Annotated in this window: 13 protein-coding genes; 6 read left to right on the forward strand and 7 right to left on the reverse strand. The window is 40.8% G+C overall.

Going from position 1 to position 19,144, the window contains the following annotated elements; translation table 11 throughout:
- Window positions 1–100 precede the first annotated feature (100 nt).
- The 5 genes from dnaA to FH971_RS00025 all read left to right on the forward strand — a co-directional run bounded on the left by dnaA (window position 101) and on the right by FH971_RS00025 (window position 7,376).
- Window positions 101–1,486, forward strand: a complete 1,386-nt coding sequence (gene dnaA, locus FH971_RS00005) for a chromosomal replication initiator protein DnaA (RefSeq protein WP_137224104.1) — start codon at window positions 101–103, stop codon at window positions 1,484–1,486.
- A 19-nt stretch (window positions 1,487–1,505) separates the two neighbouring features.
- Window positions 1,506–2,606: a DNA polymerase III subunit beta gene (gene dnaN / locus FH971_RS00010; RefSeq protein WP_140232841.1), complete on the forward strand. Its 1,101-nt coding sequence runs from the start codon at window positions 1,506–1,508 to the stop codon at window positions 2,604–2,606.
- A 91-nt stretch (window positions 2,607–2,697) separates the two neighbouring features.
- Window positions 2,698–3,780, forward strand: coding sequence for a DNA replication/repair protein RecF (recF, locus tag FH971_RS00015; protein WP_140232843.1), 1,083 nt, complete (start codon window positions 2,698–2,700; stop codon window positions 3,778–3,780).
- A 15-nt stretch (window positions 3,781–3,795) separates the two neighbouring features.
- The gene (gene gyrB / locus FH971_RS00020) at window positions 3,796–6,213 is read left to right on the forward strand and encodes a DNA topoisomerase (ATP-hydrolyzing) subunit B (RefSeq protein ID WP_137224098.1); all 2,418 of its coding nucleotides are present in this window, start codon (window positions 3,796–3,798) and stop codon (window positions 6,211–6,213) included.
- A 116-nt stretch (window positions 6,214–6,329) separates the two neighbouring features.
- On the forward strand, window positions 6,330–7,376 hold the full coding sequence (locus FH971_RS00025; RefSeq protein ID WP_137224096.1) for an HDOD domain-containing protein: 1,047 nt from the start codon (window positions 6,330–6,332) through the stop codon (window positions 7,374–7,376).
- A gap of 85 nt (window positions 7,377–7,461) precedes the next feature.
- Here the strand turns inward: FH971_RS00025 and glyS are convergent, their stop codons facing one another.
- A complete protein-coding gene (gene glyS / locus FH971_RS00030; protein WP_140232845.1) occupies window positions 7,462–9,546 on the reverse strand; it encodes a glycine--tRNA ligase subunit beta in 2,085 nt (694 codons plus the stop codon).
- Window positions 9,547–9,555: 9 nt separating this feature from the next.
- Window positions 9,556–10,461, reverse strand: coding sequence for a glycine--tRNA ligase subunit alpha (gene glyQ, locus FH971_RS00035; RefSeq protein ID WP_140232847.1), 906 nt, complete (start codon window positions 10,459–10,461; stop codon window positions 9,556–9,558).
- Window positions 10,462–10,573: 112 nt separating this feature from the next.
- Between glyQ and FH971_RS00040 the strand changes: the two genes are divergently transcribed.
- On the forward strand, window positions 10,574–11,137 hold the full coding sequence (locus FH971_RS00040) for a DNA-3-methyladenine glycosylase I (protein WP_140232849.1): 564 nt from the start codon (window positions 10,574–10,576) through the stop codon (window positions 11,135–11,137).
- A gap of 61 nt (window positions 11,138–11,198) precedes the next feature.
- Here the strand turns inward: FH971_RS00040 and FH971_RS00045 are convergent, their stop codons facing one another.
- The 5 genes from FH971_RS00045 to fadB form a co-directional block, all read right to left on the reverse strand.
- Entirely contained in the window at window positions 11,199–14,381 is a 3,183-nt protein-coding gene (locus tag FH971_RS00045) for an amidohydrolase family protein (protein WP_140232851.1), read from the reverse strand.
- A gap of 292 nt (window positions 14,382–14,673) precedes the next feature.
- Window positions 14,674–15,117: an MOSC domain-containing protein gene (locus FH971_RS00050; protein WP_140232853.1), complete on the reverse strand. Its 444-nt coding sequence runs from the start codon at window positions 15,115–15,117 to the stop codon at window positions 14,674–14,676.
- A gap of 3 nt (window positions 15,118–15,120) precedes the next feature.
- Window positions 15,121–15,366, reverse strand: a complete 246-nt coding sequence (gene tusA, locus FH971_RS00055; protein ID WP_137224084.1) for a sulfurtransferase TusA — start codon at window positions 15,364–15,366, stop codon at window positions 15,121–15,123.
- 245 nt (window positions 15,367–15,611) lie between these two features.
- Window positions 15,612–16,775: an acetyl-CoA C-acyltransferase FadA gene (fadA, locus tag FH971_RS00060; protein ID WP_140232855.1), complete on the reverse strand. Its 1,164-nt coding sequence runs from the start codon at window positions 16,773–16,775 to the stop codon at window positions 15,612–15,614.
- Window positions 16,776–16,797: 22 nt separating this feature from the next.
- A complete protein-coding gene (gene fadB, locus FH971_RS00065; protein WP_140232857.1) occupies window positions 16,798–18,948 on the reverse strand; it encodes a fatty acid oxidation complex subunit alpha FadB in 2,151 nt (716 codons plus the stop codon).
- Between the last annotated feature and the right edge of the window lie 196 nt (window positions 18,949–19,144).

Here is a 19,144-nt window from a genome sequence, read left to right on the forward strand (position 1 = left end):
AATGATCCCGTTGGGGATAATTATTCTTTTAAGGATAGCGATCATTGTGATCTCACTATAGAATACACCTCCTTTGATTAAAGATATTGGGGATAAATAAGTGGCGGTTTCACTTTGGCAACAATGTATCGGCAGACTGCAAGACGAGTTATCAGCGCAGCAGTTCAGTATGTGGATCCGTCCGTTACAGGCTGAAATGGATGGTGATACATTGGTTTTGTATGCGCCAAATCGTTTTGTGCTCGATTGGGTACGCGATAAATACATCAATATCATTAATCAATTTTTTACTGAACAAATGGGCAGTAATGCACCTATGTTACGTTTTGATATTGGTAGCCGTCCTTCTGCACGTCCTGTTGCACCCGCTCCAGTAGCTGCTAAGCCTGTTAATCGTCAAACAAAAGCCCAAGTAGGAACGACATCTTTTAATACTCAGGCCGAACCCATTATTAATGCCAATCACCGTAGCAATATTAATCCTACATACCAGTTCGATAACTTTGTTGAAGGTAAATCGAACCAATTAGGTAAAGCGGCGGCGTTACAAGTATCTGAAAACCCAGGTGGTGCTTATAATCCATTATTTTTATATGGTGGCACCGGTTTAGGTAAAACACATTTATTACATGCAGTTGGTAATGGAATTATTAAAAATAATCCCAATGCTAAAGTGGTGTACATGCATTCTGAACGATTTGTTCAGGACATGGTGAAAGCGTTACAAAATAATGCCATTGAAGAATTTAAGCGTTATTACCGCAGCGTAGATGCATTATTTATTGATGATATTCAATTTTTTGCCAATAAAGATCGTTCACAAGAAGAGTTTTTCCATACCTTTAATGCGTTACTTGAAGGCAATCATCAAATTATTTTAACTTCTGACCGTTATCCAAAAGAGATCGACGGGGTAGAAGATCGCTTGAAATCGCGTTTTGGTTGGGGTTTAACGGTTGCTATTGAGCCACCAGAGTTAGAAACCCGCGTGGCGATTTTAATGCGTAAGGCACAAGAAAGTGGCATTAATTTACCTGATGAAGTGGCATTCTTTATTGCCAAGCGTTTACGTTCAAACGTACGTGAATTAGAAGGTGCACTAAACCGTGTGATTGCCAATGCCAACTTTACTGGCCGTCCGATCACTATCGATTTTGTGCGTGAAGCATTAAGAGATCTCTTGGCACTGCAAGAAAAATTAGTCACTATAGATAATATTCAGAAAACGGTTGCTGAATACTACAAAATAAAAATGGCAGATATGCTGTCTAAGCGTCGCTCTCGTAGTGTCGCTAGACCTAGACAAGTGGCAATGGCGCTATCTAAAGAACTTACAAACCAAAGCTTACCGGAAATTGGTGATGCTTTTGGTGGTCGAGACCACACGACAGTCTTACATGCATGCCGTAAAATAGCGCAATTACGCGAAGAAAGTCATGACATTAAAGAAGATTATGCTAACTTGATTAGAACTTTGTCTTCGTAATTCAGGGAATGTAGACACGATGAAATTTTCAATTGATAGGGATGCCCTATTAAAGCCATTGCAGCTAGTGTGCGGCGCAGTAGAGCGCAGACACAATTTACCTATTTTAGCCAACTTGCTCGTTGAAGTTAGTGAGTCCTCACTTAAGCTTACAGGTACTGATTTAGAAGTTGAGTTGGTCGGTCAAGCGGCAATTCATGGAGATATTGTTGTTGGTCGTACTACTGTTCCGGCTAAAAAACTATTGGATATTGTTAAATCATTACCAGAGCAAAGTGAATTAAAAGTCGAACAACAAGACAATAAATGGTTATTGCGTTCAGGTCGCAGCCGTTTTTCATTGGCAACATTACCCGCCGAAGATTACCCTAACGTTGAAGAGTTTCAAGCAGATATTGAATTTAACTTAAAGCAAGGTGTGTTGAAATCGATTATTGATTCTACTCAGTTTTCAATGGCTAACCAAGATGTTCGCTATTATCTCAACGGTTTGTTATTTGAAACAGAAGGTAATGTATTACGTGCAATTGCCACCGACGGTCACCGTTTAGCATTAAGCCATCGTACTATTGATATTTCATTACCTGAAAAACAAGTCATTGTGCCTCGTAAAGGTGTTGTTGAAATGGCGCGCTTGCTCGACAGTGATGATCAAGACATTACAATTGCCATTGGTGATAATGCCATTCGAGCCATAACTAGTTCAGCCGTGTTTACCAGTAAACTTGTTGATGGTCGTTTCCCTGATTACCGACGTGTATTACCTAAGGGTGGCAATAAAGTCGTCATAGCCAGTCGTAACCAGCTAAAACAGGCATTGACTCGTGCTTCTATTCTGTCGAATGAAAAATTCCGTGGAGTACGTATTCAGCTCGAGCCTGGTTTATTGAAAATAACTGCCAATAATCCCGAGCAAGAAGAAGCAGAAGAGATTATTGATGTTGATTATAACTCTGAAGCTTTAGAAATTGGTTTTAACGTTAGTTATCTTCTTGATGTGCTAAATAACTTAGCCAGCGATGAAGTGCGTATTACCTTAATTGATGGTAATTCTAGTGCTTTGATAGAGAACCACAAAGAAGAAGATTCTATGTATGTAGTGATGCCAATGCGTCTGTAACGGTTTATCTGCTTATTGTTTATTAAGGTGCTGTAAGGCACCTTATTTGTCTGTATAGGATTATTAACTGCATTTATCACAATAGGTTTTCATGAGTTTATCGCGTATTACCATTGGTTCATTCCGCAATATTACCTCTGCGTCATTGCAGCCTTGCGATGGCTTAAACTTGATTTACGGCCAAAATGGCAGTGGCAAAACCAGTATCCTCGAAGCTATTTACTTTTTGGGTATGGGGCGCTCATTTCGAAGCCACTTATCACAGCGTGTCATTAACCATGATGACGATAAACTTACTTTATTCGCACATTCAATTACAGCAGATACAGACTGTAAAATTGGCTTACGTCGCCATCGAAGTGGTGAGATAGAAGTTAAAATTGATGGTGAAAAAGTGAAGCGCCTATCAACGTTAGCCGAAACTTTACCTATCCAAGTTATTACTCCAGAAAGTTTTTCTTTATTGTTCGAGGGGCCTAAAGCTCGACGTCAATTTATCGATTGGGGGGCATTTCATTCTGATCCACATTTTTATCAAGCTTGGGTCAATACTAGAAAGGTTTTAAAGCAACGCAATCAATTGCTTAGAAATCAAGCTCCCTATAGCCAAATACAATTTTGGGATAAGGAGTTGGTACGGTATGCTGAACAGGTTACCGAGATACGAAATCAATATGTAGACTCGTTAAATGTGCTACTTAAGGGTATAATCGGAGTGTTTTTACCTCAGATTGATATTAAGGTCTCTTTTACTCGAGGATGGGACAGTAAAACGGATTATTCCCAATTACTTGAAAACCAATACTCAAGAGATTTAGCCACTGGAAATACGGGCAGTGGCCCCCATAAAGCAGACTTACGTTTGCGTGTGGGCACTTTACCAGCGCAAGATGCGTTGTCCCGTGGACAATTAAAATTATTAGTCTGTGCACTGCGTATTGCACAGGGAAAGTTGCTCAAACAACAGCTAGATAAAAATAGTATTTATCTGGTTGACGATTTACCGTCAGAGTTGGATGCACAGCATAGGCAGCTATTGCTAAAGCAGTTAACCGAAACCGGTGCACAAATTTTTGTCACTGCTATCGATCCGCTAGCAATAGTCGATTCGTTATCTAGCCCTCCAAGCAAGATGTTTCATGTGGAACAAGGGCAAGTAACGGTTATTGAATAACAATGAGAGATAAATATGTCAGAGAATAGTTACGATTCTTCGAGTATCAAGGTATTAAAAGGCCTTGATGCAGTCCGTAAGAGACCTGGTATGTACATTGGTGATACTGATGATGGCACAGGTCTTCATCACATGGTATTCGAAGTGGTTGATAACTCTATCGATGAAGCTTTAGCCGGCCATTGTAGTGAAATCACCATTACCATTCATTCCGATGGTTCTGTCTCAGTAAAAGATGATGGTCGTGGTATTCCTGTTTCGATACATGAAGAAGAAGGGATCTCCGCTGCAGAAGTTATTATGACGATACTTCATGCTGGTGGTAAGTTCGATGATAACTCTTATAAAGTCTCCGGTGGCCTTCATGGTGTGGGTGTATCGGTAGTTAATGCTTTATCGAAAAAACTGCAGTTAACCATTCGTCGTGCCGGTAAAATATACGAGCAGTTTTATACTCACGGTATACCAGATGCACCCATTAAAGAAATTGGTGATTCGGTTAAAACAGGTACCGAACTTCGTTTTTGGCCAAGCACAGATACGTTTACTGACGTTGAATTCCATTTTGAAATTTTGGCCAAACGCGTACGTGAACTATCATTCCTGAACTCAGGAGTGGGCATTCGCTTGGTTGACGAGATTGAAAATAAAGATGAATTCTTTAAGTACGAAGGTGGTATTAGTGCCTTTGTTGATTACTTAAACCGTAACAAAACTCCAATTAATAAAGACGTATTTCATTTTTCTCAAGAAAGAGATGACGGCATTACCGTAGAAGTGGCAATGCAATGGAATGACGGTTACCAAGAAAATATTTTTTGTTTTACCAATAATATTCCACAACGCGATGGTGGTACTCACTTAGCCGGTTTCCGTGGTGCTCTAACGCGTAACTTGAATAACTACATGGAACGTGAAGGATTTAACAAAAAAGGTAAAACTAATGCTACTGGCGATGATGCGCGAGAAGGCTTAACGGCAGTTATTTCGGTAAAAGTTCCTGATCCTAAGTTCAGTTCACAAACTAAAGATAAACTAGTATCTAGTGAAGTGAAAAGTGCAGTTGAACAAACAATGGGTGAGCAGTTAAACGATTACCTATTAGAAAACCCAGCAGATGCTAAATTAATTGTTGGTAAAATTGTTGATGCATCCCGTGCGCGTGAAGCTGCACGTAAAGCGCGTGAAATGACTCGTCGTAAAGGCGCGTTAGATTTAGGTGGTTTACCAGGAAAACTTGCTGATTGCCAAGAAAAAGATCCTGGCCTTTCTGAAATATACATAGTGGAAGGGGATTCTGCTGGTGGATCAGCTAAGCAGGGACGTAACCGTAAAAACCAAGCGATTCTTCCGCTAAAAGGTAAGATTTTAAACGTAGAAAAAGCGCGTTTTGACAAGATGTTATCTTCACAAGAAGTGGCAACGCTGATTACTGCATTAGGTTGTGGTATTGGTCGCGATGAATACAATCCAGATAAAACTCGTTATCACAACATCATCATCATGACCGATGCTGATGTCGATGGATCGCACATTCGTACCTTGCTATTGACCTTCTTCTTCCGTCAAATGCCTGAGCTTATTGAGCGTGGTTATATCTATATTGCTCAGCCTCCTCTTTTCAAAGTGAAGAAAGGTAAACAAGAGCAGTATTTGAAAGATGAACCTGCATTGACTGAGTATTTAACCACTCAAGCACTCGATGGTACCAATGTTTATCCAAGCCCTGGTGCTCTAGGTATGTCTGGTGAACCTTTAGAGCGTTTAGTGGCGCAGTACCGTGAAGTTGAACGTATTATTACGCGCTTAGAAAAACGTTTCCCTGCTAACTTACTCGACCGCATGCTATATCACCCAGAAGTGACAGCAGAGATGTTGAGTGATGAAGCACAAATGCTCACATGGTGTAATACTTTTATTGCTGATTTAGTTGAGCGTGAAAGCAGTGGTATTATTTTTACTGCCAATGTCATGCTTGATCCTGAGCGTAAAGTTTACACTCCTAGCGTGACGATCCGTAAGCATGGTATTGATACTAACTATTTATTTGGTTATGACTTTTTCAATTCAGCTGATTACCACCGTATTGCCAAGTTAGGTGCGGCATTGCACGGTATGATTGAAGAAGGTGGTTATGTACAACGTGGCGAACGTGTTAAGGAAGTTGAAAGCTTCTTAGAAGCACTAGATTGGACGATTAGCGAAGCTAAACGTGGTTTGTATATTCAACGTTATAAAGGATTGGGTGAAATGAACCCCGAGCAATTGTGGGAAACTACAATGGATCCAGAATCACGTCGTATGTTACGAGTTACTATTGATGATGCGGTTGCTGCAGATCAATTATTCACCTGCTTAATGGGCGATCAAGTTGAACCACGTCGTGAGTTTATTGAAACCAATGCTCTGAATGTCGCAAACTTAGATGTATAAGACATTTTAGATAAATAATGGGCGCCTCAGGGCGCCCATTTTTGTTTTTATTGCTATGGTTATAAAGAAAGTATCAATTAATTTGATTGGTACAAGATCTCATAAGGCTTTCAATCGTGGTGACAGATTTCTTTAAAAGGTTATTTAATATTCGTGACCGCAATGAACAAGCCAAATTTACAGGTGTCACCGCAGTAGAAAAACGTCAACAAGCTAAGCAACAAGCACCAGTCATTGAGGTAACAGAAAAGCAAGCTGTTGAATCACAGTTAGATTTATCGGCTTTATTTTATAGTTTATTATTTGCAACGCCATCCACAACGACTACAGGTATTGCTAATAACCTTGAACGTAACGTAATGCAAAATATTGAACAGGCATTAAGTTCACCACAAGCAATTGCGGAAAATGTTTTAAAGCTACCGAGTAAAATACTCGAGCTCGATAAAAAACTTAGCGATGACGGGATTAAAACCCAAGAGCTAATTCAACTTATTGAACAAGATCCTTTGTTGTGTGTGGACGTGCTCAAGCTGTGTAATTCCCCCGCGTTTAAACGATCTGATAGTGATGTTAATAGTATTAAGCAAGCATTAGTTCAAGTTGGCAGGCAACAACTAAGACAATTTATTACAGTGTGTTTAGCGCGAGAGTTAATTGATATAAAACCGATTTATTTCAGGCGTTTTGGCGCTGAAATTTGGCGTCATTCAATGCAGGTCGCTTTTTTAGCCAGTGAGTTATCGAGTCCAGATCAACGAGATAGCTCATTTCTTTTGGGATTACTGCATGATGTAGGGAAAATTGCGATTTTTAAAATGCTGGTGGACTCTTTTTATCAAGCTGAACCTGGAGAGCAACCTAACTCAATGCTTTTTAAGCAGGTAATGACCACTAAGTCGTTAACCTTAAGTGCGCTTCTTGCTCGTCATTGGCAATTACCTCGACACTTTGAAACACCGCTAACGTTACTTGCTAATACTAATATTAAACCTGACGATGATATGGCATTGCTGATTTGGAAAGCCAATATTATTAGTGAATGTTCGATGTTGCTGCAAGCGGATAAATTACCTAAACCAGCTTTAGCCCTTTTATTAGCTCAAGTAGAGTTTAGCGAAGAACAGTTTATCGAATTGCATCAACAACTCATCAATTTCTAGATATTATTCTGTTATTAATTTTTGTAGTTTTTTTAATAATAAAAAAGCGCCTAAAAGGCGCTTTTTTTACTTTGGTTAGTATTCATTACTGCAGTAGTGAAATATCAGCAACGTGCAAGAACTGTTCACGAAGATTGGTTAATAACGCTAAACGGTTATTTTTTAATGCTTCATCATCAGCCATTACCATCACATCTTCAAAGAACTGATCGACGCTTTCACGTAAGTCTGCCAATAAGGTTAATGCTTGTTGGTAATCTGCGTTTGCAAATAATGGTGCTAACAAAGGCTGCAATTGAACAAGTTTATCTGCCAAGGCTTTCTCTGCTGTTTCCGTTAATAGCGCTTGGTTGATGTTTTCAGGCAATTTACCTTCAACCTTAGCCAAGATATTAGAAACGCGTTTATTTGCAGCAGCAAGGGCTGTAGAGGCTTCTAAACTACGGAAATGTGATACGGCTTTAACACGGCTGTTAAAATCAGCAGGACGTGTTGGACGACGAGCAAGTACAGCCAAAATTACGTCAACTTGAATGCCTTTATCGTGATACCAGCTGCGGAAACGGGCCATTAAGAACTCAAGCACGTCATCGGCAGTATTGGCGTTACTGACATTGTCCGCGTGTAATGCCTGCGCTTTAGCAATAAGGTCAACTAAGTCTAGTGGCAAATTGTTTTCAACAATAATGCGTAAAATACCGATAGCCGCGCGGCGAAGTGCAAATGGGTCTGCTGCACCTTTTGGTGCCTGGCCAATGCCAAAAATACCGACTAACGTATCTAATTTTTCTGCTAGTGCAACAGCACATGACACTGTAGCCGTTGGTACAGTATCACCAGAAAATTTAGGCTTGTACTGTTCTTCAAGTGCAATTGCAACGGCTTCTGTTTCGCCGTCTAAGCGTGCGTAGTGCATGCCCATTGTGCCTTGAGTATCTGTAAACTCCATCACCATGTTCGTCATAAGGTCTGTTTTAGACAATAAACCGGCACGGCTAGCGTCAACACTGTTGGTGTCTACGTTGTGGTTATTCAATTGAGTTGCAATGAAACCTGCTAACGCTGAAATACGTTCAACGCGTGCTTTTAACGTACCAAGTTGTTTTTGAAAAACAACGGTCTCTAAACTGGCTATACGAGATTCAAGCGTTTGCTTTTTATCGGTATTAAAGAAGAACTCAGCGTCAGCTAAACGTGGACGAACCACTTTTTCGTTACCTGAAATAATCTGCTGCGGGTCTTTAGATTCTATGTTGGTGACAAAGATAAAGTTAGGCAATAATTTGCCAGCTTTATCAAATACTGGGAAGTACTTTTGGTCACCTTTCATGGTGTAAACTAAGGCTTCCGAAGGAACATCTAAAAACTTTTCTTCAAAGTTAGCCGTTAATACCACAGGCCATTCAACCAGTGAAGCAACCTCTTCTAATAGATCATCCTGAATATCTGCTACACCGCCTAATTTAGTCGCAGCAGCTTCTGCATCAGCTTTAATCAGTGATTTACGTAATTCATAATCAGCAAGCACTTTGCCTTGCTCTTTCAGTGCGCTTAAATAATTGTCAGCATGGTCTAGTTCAAAACTAGCTTTACCCATAAAGCGGTGTCCACGAATGATTCGTGCAGACTTAATGCTTAATAATTCAGCGTCAATTAATTCGCTACCGAGTAGAATGGTAACCGTGTGAACAGGGCGGATAAATTGAGTTTTATTATTGCCCCAACGCATTGGTTTTGGAATAGGCAATTTATCGAGTGCGCGTTGTGCCATGTCAGCAATTAAGCTTTTAGTTTCTACGCCAACCACTTTAGCTTGGTGAACTAACCATTCACCTTTGTCTGTCACTAAACGTTCAGCTTGTTCAACGGTAATACCATTGCCACGAGCCCAACCTTGTGCTGCTTTAGTCGGGTTACCATCTGCATCAAATGCTGAACTTACCGCAGGACCGCGTTTTTCAACAATTTTATCTGCCTGTGCTTGCGCCAAGCCAATAATGTTAATGGCTAAACGACGAGGCGCGGCATACCAAACTGCAGATTCAAAAGGTAAATCTGCTTTGGTTAATTCATCGGTAAAGTTAGCTAAAAATGATTCAGCCAAAGTGCGTAATGATTTTGGTGGTAACTCTTCAGTACCAATCTCAATGAGTAAGTTTTCAAAATTCATTCGTTACCTCTACTTACACAATGGGAAGCCAAGCGCTTCACGTGCTTGATAATAAGATTCTGCTACGCCTTTGGCCATAGTACGAACGCGGAGAATATAACGCTGACGTTCGGTGACTGATATTGCATGGCGAGCATCAAGTAGATTAAAAGCATGCGATGCTTTCATTACTTGCTCGTAAGCTGGCAGTGGTAACGGTTTTTCTAGTGAAAGTAAGTGCATGCACATTTTTTCACATTGATCGAATAGGGTGAACATAAAGTCGACATTGGCATGTTCGAAGTTATAGGTGGATTGTTCTACTTCATTTTGATGAAAAATATCACCGTAAGTCACACGACCTAATGGGCCATCTGTCCATACAAGGTCATAAACACTGTCTACTTCTTGTATATACATGGCTAAACGTTCAAGTCCGTAGGTGATTTCACCTGTAACGGGACTACATTCAATACCACCAACTTGCTGGAAGTAAGTGAACTGACTTACTTCCATACCGTTTAGCCAAATTTCCCAACCTAAGCCCCAAGCACCTAATGTTGGCGATTCCCAGTTATCTTCAACAAAACGAATGTCATGCACTAACGTGTCAATGCCAAGCGCTTCAAGTGAGCCTAAATAAAGCTCTTGAATGTTATCTGGAGATGGTTTTAGCACTACTTGGAATTGGTAGTAATGTTGTAAACGGTTAGGGTTTTCACCATAACGTCCATCAGTAGGACGGCGAGACGGTTGCACGTATGCACTGCTCATTGGCTCTGGGCCTAATGAACGTAAGAACGTCTGCGGGTGAAAAGTACCAGCACCAACTTCCATATCGAGAGGTTGAACAATTGCGCAACCTTGCTGCGCCCAATATTCCTGAAGGGTTAGTATGAAACCCTGAAATGTCTTTACGTCGTGTTTCGTCGTCATGTCTACTACTGTCAGGCTATTAATAGAAAATGGTAGTGATTATACCTTGTAGAGCAAGGCAGATGTAGGTTATTTTTTAACGTATTCATAAAAACGTTAATGGAACCGTACCATGCAAGTTAACCGATGTGGCTGGGTAAGTGAAGATCCTTTATATCAGCATTACCATGATACCGTTTGGGGACGGCCTGATTTTGATGCTAAACATCTTTTTGCCAAACTCTGTTTAGATGGGCAGCAAGCCGGTTTATCTTGGCTTACCATTTTAAAAAAGCAAAAAAACTACGAGCAACTGTTTTCCGGTTTTGAACCAAGTGTTATTGCTGAGTTTGATCAAGATAAGGTTGAAGCATTAATGCTTGAGCCAGGCATTGTGCGTAACCGCCTTAAAATTAACTCGATCATCAAAAATGCTAAAGCGTATATGGTATTTGTAGAGCAGGGTAATGATTTTTCTGCTTTTTTATGGGACTTTGTTGGTGGTTCACCTATCGTCAATCAATTCGAATCTTTAAGCCAAGTACCTGCTCAAACACCCGAATCTGAAGCAATGTCTAAAGCGTTAAAAAAGCTTGGTTTTAACTTTGTTGGTCCGACAATTTGTTATGCATTTATGCAAGCTGTGGGAATGGTGAATGACCATACGACTGATTGCCATTGTTACGGTCAGTATTGATTTTAATCATAAAAAATGGTGTTCCACGTGGAACACCATTTTTATTGGCTTAACTTAACCGTTAAATTTTTTCAAAGAAAAAAGGCTGACGCTTATGTTTATCACCATTGAGTTGATTCATGGTTTCAGAATTAAATAGCTTACCATTGACCATGGTGTAAGTGACCTTATCTGTCGTTCTGATATCGGTTAATGGATCTCCATCAATCACAATTAAGTCTGCTAATTTACCGACTTTAATAGAACCTAGTTGATGGTCCATACCAAAGGTAGTAGCAGGGTTAATAGTTGCTGTTTTTAAAACTTCCATATTACTCATGCCGCCTTGAGCAAACATCCACATCTCCCAATGCGCAGCTAATCCCTCGCGCTGACCATGAGCACCAATATTAGGTTTAACGCCTATTTTGTTTAACTCATTAGCTACGCGGGCAACATTAAAATGATTGTAATGTTCATCAGGCGCAGTAATGCGTCGCATTGAACGCGCATCTAAAATATCGTGTGGAACATACATACTTAGACGAGGGTGAGCCCATACATCCGTTTTGTCATACCAGTAATTCTCGCCGGAAATACCACCATAAGCGACAACTAAAGTTGGTGTGTAGTGAACTTCTGTTTGGCTCCAGAATTGTTTAATGTCGTTGTAAATTGAAGCAGCAGGTAACGAATGTTCTACTGTTGTATGCCCATCCGCTATCATGGATAAATTGTGCTGCAGTAAACTTCCACCTTCAGGCACAACCATCATTTCGAGTTCACGCGCCGCTGCAATAATCTGTTGACGTTGATCTCGGCGTGGCTGGTTATAACTTTTAACGCTAAATGCACCTACTTTTTTAAGACGCTCTAAGTGGAACTTTGCATCATCCAGTGAATCTACATGCGAAGTATAACCTGGTAAGTTGGCTCCATATAAAATAGTGCCTGTTGAGAAAATTCGCGGACCAACAATGTTGCCTGCTTTTTGTTGTTCAGAAGCTGCAAAAATTTCGGTAGTGTCATTTGATGGGTCGTGAATAGACGTTACCCCAAGTGACAGGCCTGAATATAAGGCCCAGTTTTGTTGTGGAATAATTTCATCATCTGCTTGGCCGCCATGTGCATGGGCATCAAATAATCCTGGCATAATGGTTTTACCGCTAATATCGATAACTTGGGCCTTTTTAGGTATAACGGTATTAGCATCACCAACACTGACAATTTTATTGTCTGTAACGATAACGACACCATTTTCAATGACATGATCATTTTCCATAGTGATTACTTTACCGCCGCTAAATACCACTGTTCCACGTGGAACATCGACTTTATTTTTAAAACTAATTGAAGTGATTTTAGGATCGACCTTGGTTTCAGCTTTTGCATATTGAGTATCGACATCAGCTTGATATAAATCTGGGCCCAATGTCCAATATAGTTGGTTGTTTTTTCCGTTCCAACTAATGCTTTCACCTGCACGAGCACTTAGTTGAGTTATTGGTAAGTTGGTTGCTTTAGGTCCTATAGCGACGGTTTCACCATGTTTAGCAAAAGGAGTGACATACACTCTAAAGCGCTCTGCAAAAGCCAAGTGTTCACCGTTTGGAGATAAACGAAACTCGGTAGCATGGTCGCTGGTGTAATGAGTACGCTTTTCAAAACCATTCATGCCGATAGAAGCAAACTCTGGTGTTTTATTGAAATCCATAAAATAAACACGGTCTGAATCAGCGCCAAATTGTGGTTGGTGACCACTGGCAGAGAGCTTAGTACTTTTTCTGCCTTTGACATCCACTTTATATAAACCGGGTTCTTGTGACCAAGTGCGTGGTGTCATGTATCCACCGCGAGCCTTTCGATAAACAATATATTCGCCATCAGGCGAAAAGGTCGGTTCGACATATTTGCCGGGCTCGTTGGTCAATACCTTGGCTTTACTACCTCTAGCACTAACGACACTGACAGTACCTTGCTGTTGATCATTCCAGGTAGTGAATACAATGTCTTTACCGTCGCGTGACCACTGTGGAAACAGCTCATTGATGTCATCATCTAAACGGGTTAATCGTTTATGTTTACCATCTTTAACATCACGAATCCAAATTTTACCTAAGGCTTCAAATATCACTCTTTCGCCGTCAGGTGATACTTGTGCCATACGCAGCATTTTTACATCAAATTCATCTTGATCTAAGTTTTGAGTAAAGCGGACTGATGGCTGAATATCTCTTTGAGATTTAACACTGAATGGAATGTCAGATATTTTTTTACTGTCGACATCAAGTTTATTAATTTTACCTTTAGCCCAAAATACGATGTGCTTATTGTCTTTGGTCCAAGACATTGTTGGATACACGCCATGAATTGCCCAGGTTTCTTGCATATCACGATCGAGTTTGTCATACAGCTTAGTTTCTTCACCAGACTTTAAATCCAGTGAATATAGTGTCGATTGGAATCCATCACGTTTGATGTAAGCAAGCGTTTTGCCATCAGGGCTTGGTGTTGGGCGGATAGCACCACCAGTTCCTTCAATTAATACTTCAATATCGCCCGTTTGGGTGTCATAGCGCTTAATTTTATAAATACCTTTGACAGAATCTTTTGAGTAATGAAAGGTCTTGCCCGGGGTCGCATCTTGGCTAAAGTAGATATATCTACCATCTGGCGAGTAGGCCGGTTCACCCAAATCTTTTTGTTCGTTAGGGCGCTCTGTTAGTTTAACTCCTTCACCACCAGCAACGTGAAACATCCACACCTCACCAGCTCCGAGGCTGCGGGTGCCGGTAAAATGTTTACGTGCCACTAAATACTGTGAATCAGGACTCCAGGCCGGGCTGTTCAGTAAACGGAATGTTTCAGCAGTGATAGGGTGTGGATTGGTACCATCGGCATTCATTATCCAGATATTGTCGCCGCCATCTTCATCAGAGGTGAAAGCTATATACTTACCGTCTGGGCTATATATTGGCTGCATTTGCCAAGCTATACCTTTTACCAGTGGTTTGGCTTCGCCTCCTGCTATCGGTATTTGATAAATATCACCTAATAAATCAAATACAATGTGTTCACCATCTGGCGATACATTGACGTTCATCCATGTGCCTTCGGTTACATTGATATCAATTTTACTTAATGGCGCATTTTCTGGAGCATTTACGTGCCATTTTATTTTGTCATCTTCGGCATAGGCAAAGCTAGACATACCTAGAGTAAGTGCCATTGCCGTGTAAAGTGGAGTGAGTTTTTGAGTCAACATAGAGTAGATTATCCGTTGTCGTTTTTATTTTCAGTGGATTTAATCAAGCCCAATACCCGTTTAGGAAATGTCATTTTGCCTGATTAGATGACCTAAAGAGTATTTGGCTTTACTGCGTTTGTCGGTTTGAATAGTTCCTTTATCGCATAAATTACCGATAAGGTGTACAACAAATCTGTATCAATTAATGACAGACGTTAACACATATGTCTGTTATCGATTAATAGACAATGAGTGCTATAGCGTTAGATTTTATTATGAAAGGCTTAAACGAAAATGATTTATCGGTTTTCTAATCTATTTTTACTGAGTCATCTAGTTGTATTAATCCAGTTCGAATCACGCGGCAGGTGACACCGCCACGCCAATCTGGCATTAATGCTTGCTCTAGGCCGGGATGAGCTAGTTCCATTTTGTTGCACGGATCAGTTTCGCCTGTAATCTGTAACTGCAATTCTGATCCAATCTCAATAATTTTACCTACATCAGTGGCACTAAATTCATAACCACTAATTAATAAATTTGCTCTACGAGTTAACCAGTCAAGGTTTGTATTAATTTGCTGACAGGCCATTAGCCATTGTTGTTTTGACATCACGGTCACTTGACGTTTACTTGGTCGGCCAAAAACATCATTTTCGACACCTCGCTCTAATGTTACATTGGCACAAAAGGCTGGTTTCATTATGCCGCGCTTTGCTGTTTTATATGCGATAGCGTCCAATGTAATTGTCATTAATTACAATCCTTTTTTAAGCAAGTACTGGTAAGGGGTTTTGCTGGTATCACTGGCAATTAACGTGTGATCCATAAATTCACAAAAACTCGGAATATCTCGAGTCGTTGCAGGGTCATCAGCAATGACAAGTAATACTTCTCCATCAGCCATTTTTCGTACCGTTTTGCGGATCATCATAACGGGCTCTGGGCAGCGTAGGCCAAGAGCATCTAAGTGGTGTTGTGCTTGAGTATAAATATCGGTCATTGAATGCTATCTATATTACTAATCTAATTATCGCTAATGTTACTCTTGTCATTTAATCTTGCCAAGTTTGCTTCACTCTTAATGTTATTTTAGTTTTTAATTGATTTTTTATTTTCCATAAAACATGTTTCACGTGGAACATTAGCCAAAGTAGACAAATTAAAAAAATAAAAAACGAGCCTTATGGCTCGTTTTTTTCAACTCAGTTGATATAAATGAAAAGTATCAGCTTGGTTTTATAACCATTAAACGCGTTCGAATACAGTTGCGATACCTTGACCTAAACCAATACACATAGTGGCAAGACCAAGTGTTGCATCTTTTTCTTCCATTAAGTTTATCAGTGTTGTCGAAATACGCGAACCAGAACAACCTAATGGATGACCTAATGCAATTGCGCCACCGTTAAGGTTAATCTTTTCATCGACGACATCTTGTAAGCCAAGATCTTTAACACAAGGTAATGACTGTGCTGCGAAGGCTTCGTTTAATTCAATAAGGTCTAAATCGGCAACCGATAAACCTGCGCGAGCTAATGCTTTTTGGGTTGCTGGTACTGGACCATAACCCATAATTGCAGCATCACAACCAGCAACGGCCATAGAGCGAATACGTGCACGAATTGGTAAACCTAAGGCGCGAGCTTTAGATTCTTCCATAACCAACATTGCAGAAGCTCCATCTGACAATGCAGAAGATGTTCCCGCCGTAACAGTACCATTAACTGGGTCGAATGCAGGGCGTAAAGTCGCAAGTGATTCAAGTGATGTTTCAGGACGAATAACCTCGTCGGTCAACACTTTTATCAAGGCACCTTTTGCATCGTGACCTTCGATTCCCCAAATCTCTTTGGCGAAACGACCTTCAACTGTAGCGGCATGGGCACGCTGATGAGAGCGTACTGCAAATGCATCTTGTTGTTCACGAGTTACACCATACATTTTACCTAACATTTCAGCGGTTAAGCCCATCATTCCAGATGCTCTTGCTACACGCTTTGACATGCCGGGATGGAAATCAACACCGTGGCTCATAGGTACGCTACCCATGTGCTCAACCCCACCAATAATGAAGGTGTCACCTTGGCCCGTCATAATTGCACGAGCCGCTTGGTGAAGAGCGTCCATTGATGAACCACATAAACGGTTTACGGTAACTGCACCTGCCGTTTTTGGAATACCAGCGATTAATGATGCATTACGCGCAATGTTAAAACCTTGTTCAAGGGTTTGCTGCACACAACCCCAAATAACATCTTCAATGTCGTTAGGATCTAGTTGTGGATTACGCACCATCAGAGCTTTCATTAATTCTGCAGACAATGTTTCTGCACGTACATTTCTAAATACCCCAGCCTTAGAACGGCCCATTGGGGTACGAATGCAGTCTACGATAACAGCTTGTTTCATGATTTAATTCCTTTCCCACTGATTAGGCTTGGTAGTAACTACCGTTGTTGGCTGCAAGTTCACGCATCGCATCGGTTACTTGATATAAACCACCAAGGTGTGCATATTTGTCTGCTAGGGCAACAAAGTTTGCTACGCCCATGGTGTCTAAGTAACGGAATACACCGCCACGGAATGGAGGGAAACCAATACCGTAAACTAGACCCATATCGCCTTCAGCAGGTGATGCAATAATGCCTTCTTCTAAACAACGAACTGTTTCGATGATCATCGGGATCATACAACGAGCGATGATGTCATCTGACTCGAATGCTTTTAATTCACCGAACTCAGCGCTTAATAATTCATAGCTTACTGGATCAATGTCTTTTTTCGGCTTACCACGACGGTCAACAGAATAAGCATAGAAACCTTTGGCATTCTTCTGGCCTAGACGCTTGTTTTCAAACATTATATCAATTGCGTCTTTGCCGTTTTTACCCATGCGATCAGGGAAGCCTTCTGCCATTACTGCTTGTGCATGATGACCGGTATCTAAACCAACTACGTCAAGTAAGTAAGCCGGACCCATTGGCCAGCCAAACTGTTTTTCCATGACTTTATCGACAGCCGCAAAATCAGCGCCTTCTGCGAGTAGACCACTAAAGCCTGCAAAGTATGGGAACAATACGCGGTTAACGAAGAAGCCCGGACAATCGTTTACTACAATTGGGGTTTTACCCATTTTGCTTGCATACGCAACAACGGTTGCAATGGTTTCTTCAGAGCTGCGCTCACCACGGATAATTTCAACTAATGGCATTTTGTGCACTGGATTAAAGAAGTGCATACCGCAGAAGCGTTCAGGTTTCTTAAGGCTTTTAGCCAATAAGTTGATTGAGATAGTTGAAGTGTTTGATGCAATAATGGCATCTTCAGATACATATTGTTCAACTTCAGCTAGCACTGTTGCTTTCACTTTTGGATGTTCAACAACCGCTTCTACTACAATATCGCTATTTTTAATGGCAGCATAATCGAGTGAAGGAGTGATGTGGTTGAGAACTTTTGCCATTTTTTCTGGCGTAGAACGTCCACGAGCTACTTGAACTGTCAGTATCTTCGCCGCTTCATTTAAACCTAAATCAAGTGCAGGTTGCGCGATGTCTTTCATCACGATTGGCGTGCCTTTACTTGCACTTTGGTATGCAATACCACCACCCATTATACCAGCACCCAATACAGCTGCTTGGTTAACATCGTGAGCCAATTTACCCGCTTTCTTTGCTTTAGCTTTAACGTACTGGTCATTTAAGAAAATACCAATTAATGCCTGGGCAACTTCTGTTTTAGCTAATTTAATGAAAGCCTGAGCTTCCACTTTTAATGCATCATCACGACCTAAACCTGCAGCTTGTTCAACAACATTCACAGCAGCCATAGGTGCTGGATAATGTTTGCCTGCAACAGAGAATACCATCCCCTTAGCGGTGCTAAAACACATCAAGGCTTCTAGTTTAGGTAGCATTAATGGTGATTGCTTTAGGGTACGACGAGCTTGCCAATCGATGCTGCCATCAAGTGCTTCTTTCAGCATTTGAATTGCTGAAGCTTCTAAATCTTCTGGAGCTACAACGGCATCAATAGCGCCAACTTTTAATGCGTCTGCTGGTCGTTGATCTTTACCTGAGGTAATCCACTCAAGTGCATTATCAGCGCCGATAATTCTAGGTAAACGCACTGTGCCACCGAAGCCAGGAATGATACCTAGTTTGGTTTCAGGTAATCCAATACGTGTATTGGTATCAACAACACGTAAGTCAGTGGCTAAAATAGTTTCGAAACCACCACCAAGAGCAAAACCGTTAACGGCAGAGATAGTTGGAAAAGGTAAATCTTCAAGTTTGTTGAATACTGCATTGGCTTGTTCAACCCATGTGAGCAGTGTTGCATCATCTTGCTTAAATAAACTTAAAAATTCGGTGATGTCTGCGCCAACGATAAAGGTGCTTTTTGCTGATGTCAGCATTAAGGCTTTAACCTTGGTGTTTTGTTTGATGCTATCTAAGGCTGCATCAAGTGAGGCTAGAGTTTCTCTGTCAAATTTATTTACCGAACCTTGTGCGTTAAAACACAACTTGGCAATATTATCTTCAAGTAACTCAACCTGAATAGTAGGGCTTTGGTAGATCATTGCTTGCTTCCTTATTGCTTAAAAGCGACTTCCACATCTTATTTACTGTGCAGTTATCAAGCTTGAATCACAGTAGTTTAGGCCATCTCTTGACCAACTAAATATCAGTGTGCGACTAAATGAGACAAATTACAACACCCAATTTAAACGGCCGTTTAATTTTTTGTCATTTAGCGAGGAGTTTTTATCTTTGTGA

Source organism: Shewanella polaris (assembly GCF_006385555.1).
GTDB lineage: Bacteria > Pseudomonadota > Gammaproteobacteria > Enterobacterales > Shewanellaceae > Shewanella > Shewanella polaris.

Coding starts and splice junctions, on each gene's coding strand:
- FH971_RS00040 (WP_140232849.1), top strand. CDS start 10,574: ATGCAAGTTAACCGATGTGGCTGGGTAAGTGAAGATCCTTTATATCAG.
- fadB (WP_140232857.1), bottom strand. CDS start 18,948: ATGATCTACCAAAGCCCTACTATTCAGGTTGAGTTACTTGAAGATAAT.
- tusA (WP_137224084.1), bottom strand. CDS start 15,366: ATGACCGATATTTATACTCAAGCACAACACCACTTAGATGCTCTTGGC.
- FH971_RS00045 (WP_140232851.1), bottom strand. CDS start 14,381: ATGTTGACTCAAAAACTCACTCCACTTTACACGGCAATGGCACTTACT.
- dnaN (WP_140232841.1), top strand. CDS start 1,506: ATGAAATTTTCAATTGATAGGGATGCCCTATTAAAGCCATTGCAGCTA.
- recF (WP_140232843.1), top strand. CDS start 2,698: ATGAGTTTATCGCGTATTACCATTGGTTCATTCCGCAATATTACCTCT.
- FH971_RS00050 (WP_140232853.1), bottom strand. CDS start 15,117: ATGACAATTACATTGGACGCTATCGCATATAAAACAGCAAAGCGCGGC.
- glyQ (WP_140232847.1), bottom strand. CDS start 10,461: ATGACGACGAAACACGACGTAAAGACATTTCAGGGTTTCATACTAACC.
- glyS (WP_140232845.1), bottom strand. CDS start 9,546: ATGAATTTTGAAAACTTACTCATTGAGATTGGTACTGAAGAGTTACCA.
- gyrB (WP_137224098.1), top strand. CDS start 3,796: ATGTCAGAGAATAGTTACGATTCTTCGAGTATCAAGGTATTAAAAGGC.
- fadA (WP_140232855.1), bottom strand. CDS start 16,775: ATGAAACAAGCTGTTATCGTAGACTGCATTCGTACCCCAATGGGCCGT.